Source organism: Oleiphilus sp. HI0128 (genome assembly GCF_001635365.1).
Genome location: NZ_LWGG01000844.1, coordinates 1 through 5,187, shown reverse-complemented (window position 1 = coordinate 5,187; position 5,187 = coordinate 1). Strand labels below are relative to the sequence as shown.

Sequence of the window (5,187 nt, the reverse complement as noted above, 5' to 3'; positions counted from 1 at the left end):
TCCACCAATAAATTATTCAAAAACTAAAGTTCGAAATGATACGGTTTTTGTTGAGAATTTTGGTAAAACAAAAGGTAGCTTAAGATAATAAATTGTTTTGGGCCGCTTTTGCCATAAATTGCAATAGATCAAGTCAGGCCCAAAATGGCCAGATTATTCAATTCAATTTTCTAATGTGAGTAGCAATTTTCAGGCTGATAAGAGAAATCGAGATGTTCCGCTCCGTCGTCATTTGTAACGTTTAAAATTTCAGCATTTAGCTCGAGCTTTTGCTTGGAAAGGAATCATTTTCAATGAAGACCTCCTAGTAATAAGTGGACAGACTAAGACCAATCTTTCCCGGTTTCTTTGTGCGTGATGTTAATTTCGGAATAGCAATGCCGCAAGTCTGCCGCTGAGTGAGCCTCGCCAATTATGTCTTCAATCGTTGAGTCTAATTCCTCAAGTGACTCATAAGGCACTTTTAATAAATAATCGTACCCTTCGGGGTGGAGCTTTTGCGCGTCATAATATTTTGACCATTCATACTCAATATCATCTCTGACTTTCTTCTTGCCCCTAACAAACTTGCTGTTGTTTTCGATGTAAAGCCTAACATCTAAGACTGCAATTTTAATTTTGGATCGGGAGCCGGGTAATGGAGAGGATGGGTTGTTTTCTTGATATTTTTTAAGAATTCTGTAAACACTAGCAATGCCGATATCAAGCTTCTTGGCCACTGCTTCTCGAGTTAACCCTTCTTTTATTAGGTTGATGACTTCTATAGATTTGGCTCTCGCGGTTGGTTGGCGGCCTTTATATTTACCATCCTTTTTTGCTTTTGCCACACCTTCTAATTGTCGCTCTCTTCGCAAATTGGTTTCAAATTCTGCAAAAACACCTAACATATCAAAAAAAGCTTTTCCGGCCGCACTAGAAGTATCGATGGGTTGCTCAACCGTTTTTAAAAATATTCCGTTTTCCGACAAGTCGTGAACTAGGTTCTGCAAGTCTCTAAGGCTTCTCGATAATCGGTCTATCCTCGTGACAATTAATATGTCACCTTCACGAAGATAGTCTAAACAGGCTTCAAGCTGTTTTCGGCCACCTGTTTTCGTTGCACTTTGTTTTTCAGAGAAAATTTTGTCACATCCAGCTGCTGTTAGAGATTGCTTTTGCAATGTCAGATCTTGATCGATTGTTGAAACCCTTGCGTACCCGACCATTGCCATTGAGTTTACCTCCCGAAGCTTCATATGCCATCTTATATATCTATATATAGTGATAGCTTTCTATCTTAGAATAGATCATGGCTTATATGATAGTAAAAGATAGGCGCTTTATTGGCTATCACATAGGTATACTCTAATGATATCTTGAAAATATCCGTAAAATACGGATAATCAACAATATATGTAAATTACTTAATTGGTGGATTTTATGGCACAAGTAACATCAGGAGAGTTGCAAAAGGAGTTCGGCCGATATCGAACCATTGCTCACCGAGAAGCAGTTTTAATCACTAACCATGGACGAGAAGATTTAGTTCTTTTATCTGCTGAAGAGTATCATCGACTTCAAGAGCTCGAAGAAAGAGCATTTCATATTTCCACTCTGACAGAAAATGAGCTATCCGATCTATCTGAAGCGGCTATTCCATCTGAAGCAAAGCTCTTCAATGATGAAATGAAATAAATGGCTGCAAAAATACCCGAAATAGGCCATGTCATTAAATATTCCTATCTTTGGTGGAATGAGCACCGAAAAGGAAAAAGTGAAGGTATGAAAGAACGGCCTTGTAGCGTCTTACTAAATCGTAAAAGCGAGCAAGGTCAAACTATCTTATTTGTTCTCCCCATCACTCATACCCCTCCCGTTGATCCAGAGTCCGGTATAGAAATACCTGCTGCAACCAAAAAGCGTTTGGGCTTAGATGCAGAACGATCTTGGATTATTACGACCGAATACAATAAATTTACTTGGCCAGGGTACGACATTCGAAAGCTGGATAATGGACTTTATAGCTATGGTGTCTTACCTGAAAAGCTAATCAAAGAAATCATGAAATCAGTTCAAACTCATGCCCGCAACAGAAAAGCAAGCGCTGTCAGCCGGGATGATTAGAATATGATCAAAAAGTTGGCCGCTATCGCAGCTTAGAGTGTATTACCCCTTATTGTTATGGTGCGTAATTATTTATCGGTACTCAGCAAGAAAAGCTTAGTATCGGGTGAGCCAGCCCCATAAACAGCAAAACCGCACAAGGCGGTTTTAATGCGAGACGAAAGTTAGTAAGGCCTTGTCTCTGTATAGCGCCGCCCCCAGAAGCCGTGTTTAGAGTATGAAAGCGAGTGTGATATGTCAACGATTCACACAATTCACGTTTATCGGCTTTCATGAGTAAGCAGTCATTGTTCTATTAGAAGTCCTTCTATTTTCAGAAAATATTAAGTGTCCCCGCTACATCCATAAGTATATCCTTCTTGATTTGAGTAACTATAGCCAAGGTAATCAATTGCCTCTGATAAAGGATTATCCCATCCACAATGGTAATCAATAGTTACAACATCTTTGGAGCTACGCTCCGTGTGTTTTTCAATATAGCCATTGGGGTAGTAGAGGGTTAACCTTTTCAAGTACTTTTCCTCTGTCCAGTCCTGTATTCTTTTTACAGTGCCATCTATATAGAACAGTTTCTGTATGCCTATCCTGCTTCCTTCCTCCCAATACTGTTGCGCACTGATTTCTCCTGATTGGAAATAGCCAGTCTCTTGGCCGTGTAATTTTCCTTCAGAATAATGAAAGAGGCGTTCAAGATCACCTGAGTAGTAATACGATCTCGCTTCTCCTTCGAATTTTCCATCAACATTGGTTTTAAAATCTTCTATTTGGCCATTAGCATAATATTTAATGTCCGGGCCATTTTTAACTCCAGCAACCCAAGTGGTTTCTGTTAGTAAAGTACCGCTTTCTATATATCGATAAGAAACACCATGTAACTCACCATCTACATATGGTTCCGAGCTTTCTTTTACACCATTTGAATAATAATTTTCTTGTAAGCCATGCTTCACACCATCAACGAAGTGGATGACAGTTTTTATATTTCCATTTTCCCAGTAATGTATCTGCTCCCCATCTTTTTCTCCATTTTTGTAGATATGCTCGAATAACAGGTTTCCATCTTCATCATAACTGAATAGTTTTCCATGTAGGCGATCATCGAGATAGTTTGATACTTCCTGCGCATTGCCATTTTCATAGAAGATAACAAAAGCACCTTGTCGGAGCCCATTAACATAATTAGCTTGATCACTTATTTGGCCACTTTCAAAGTACCCAATGTCCGAACCTTCCTTTAGTCCATTTTCGTAAGTCATCTCTGCCAAAAGATTCCCTGACTTATAATAAACTCTCAACTCTCCATCATTTCTGGAATCGGCTAATAACTCTCGCGGCTCATCAGGGTGTCTTACTGATAAAGCAAGATTGCTATCGAAAATGAACCCATCGTGTGCAACCTCTGTAACACGATCAACTTCCGTCAAGTATTCATACACAACAGCAATTCCTTGATCGATACCATTTATGAAAGATACCTCTAGCAACTTTTCCCCCGTATCTGAATCAAATCTCGTAAGCGCGTATTCAGACTCTCCACTGCCATCGTGCAACAGATTATTGCTACAGTGTGCTTCCCACTCACTGTCGTCTAATTCGTTTATGTAAGTCGAGTATCCATCCTCATCGAAACCTAAGTTTCTACAGTTAAGCCAAATTGGAAATATTTGTAAGTACACGTTTTCAACATGTTCGGCTCTGCCAGAGTCAATGCTTCGAAACTGCAATTGATGTTCTTTCCTGCCTTTTAGGTCAAGCTCGAATGTGATTGCACTATCATTACTAGTTTTCGGTCTAAACGTCCCTAAAACTTCTTCGTTAACTGTTCCCAAATCTCGAACTTGGACCGAGTGGCAAGGTACTTGTTCATCATTTCGTTCAGGGTGCGATCTACACTCAACCTCAAATTCGATAGTTGTCGAGCTATCTTCGCTGCCTAAATAATTCCACACGGTGCAGGTATTATTGTCTCCAGGTGTACAACTTCCAATATATGCCTCACCATTCACAGGGAGATCCAATGCTTGAAGTTTTGAGGTAGATAGATACGAACCATCAAACCTACCTGCGACCAGTGGCATCACTTGATTTGATGGATTTATGCCAATTGTAGATTCTTGGTAGTTTTCGAAACCTACCATGAATTTTTCGCTATATCCTTCAAACTGATTTGTAAACAAAGCAATACTCGAAACCGCATCAGCTTTTTTATAAGCTGTGTACAGCAGGGCAATAACTGGGTTGTAGGCAGCCAAAGCTGCTTTGAATATTTTTGATTTAATTGTAATTAAAGCGCATTCAGGGGCATCCTCGACGAGAATGTTAAGCATTAAACTTGTAATAGAACTCGCTCTGTCTTTATAAGATTCACCACTCAGCTGATCAAATAAAGTTCCCACATTACTCAATCCGGTAAAGAACTCCAAATCAAATGCTTTCCTTGTACAGCTCATACTCAAGCCGGTTGAGAGGTATATCATGGGTGCAGAATAGCTATAGGCAATAGAAGTGGCTAAAGCAACAGACTGCACCGCCTTAGCCTGCCCGCTCAGTTCTTCGCCCTTATCTTTACCAGGGCCATAAAAGTAAAGTTTTTCTTTAAGGTCAGACCCGTTTGTTTCGTATTCATTCTTTATAAAAGAAGATTTAGTATCTTTATGATCTAAAATATTGGAAGGATATAAAACATGAAATATCACATTAGAAAGATTTATATCATCACTTTCATTAGAAAGGTCTACGTTCTGGCTCTGAATCAGATTCGGATCATTTTCCGATTCAATAACTATTAGATACCTTTCTCCATAATTGTTTAATTTAAGCTTGTGAGATTCCAAGGTTTCGTCATACCCTTGTTTCTCGATTGTTATTTTCTCATCAGTATTTTCGTAATCTTCCCCCAGTCTATAGTTAGAAACGTCACCGTGTTTTTCAAAGAAATCTATACTCTGAGAGCTAATATTTCGATCAAGAGATGAGCGGTAAAGATGTGCAGTGGTTACTGTGGTTGATCTCAAGTCTTGTACTACCTTAACCAACCAATCTGCGATAAGGTCAGAAATCTCTTCATCTTCTGATAAAGACCAA

At 39.3% G+C, this 5,187-nt stretch carries 4 protein-coding genes; 2 read left to right on the top strand and 2 right to left on the bottom strand.

What is annotated here, in order from left to right:
- Positions 1 to 323: 323 nt before the first annotated feature.
- A complete protein-coding gene (locus A3763_RS13125) occupies positions 324 to 1,235 on the bottom strand; it encodes a recombinase family protein (protein WP_197482899.1) in 912 nt (303 codons plus the stop codon).
- A 184-nt stretch (positions 1,236 to 1,419) separates the two neighbouring features.
- Here A3763_RS13125 and A3763_RS13120 point away from each other — a divergent pair, with 184 nt between their 5' ends.
- Together A3763_RS13120 and A3763_RS13115 are read left to right on the top strand one after the other, a co-directional pair.
- The gene (locus A3763_RS13120; RefSeq protein WP_068760119.1) at positions 1,420 to 1,674 is read left to right on the top strand and encodes a type II toxin-antitoxin system Phd/YefM family antitoxin; all 255 of its coding nucleotides are present in this window, start codon (positions 1,420 to 1,422) and stop codon (positions 1,672 to 1,674) included.
- Positions 1,675 to 2,103, top strand: coding sequence for a hypothetical protein (locus A3763_RS13115; protein ID WP_068634124.1), 429 nt, complete (start codon positions 1,675 to 1,677; stop codon positions 2,101 to 2,103).
- Between the two features lie 323 nt (positions 2,104 to 2,426).
- On the opposite strand, the gene A3763_RS13110 is transcribed toward A3763_RS13115, so the two are convergent.
- On the bottom strand, positions 2,427 to 5,187 hold a 2,761-nt coding region (locus A3763_RS13110; RefSeq protein WP_068760117.1), incomplete at its 5' end, for a toxin-antitoxin system YwqK family antitoxin.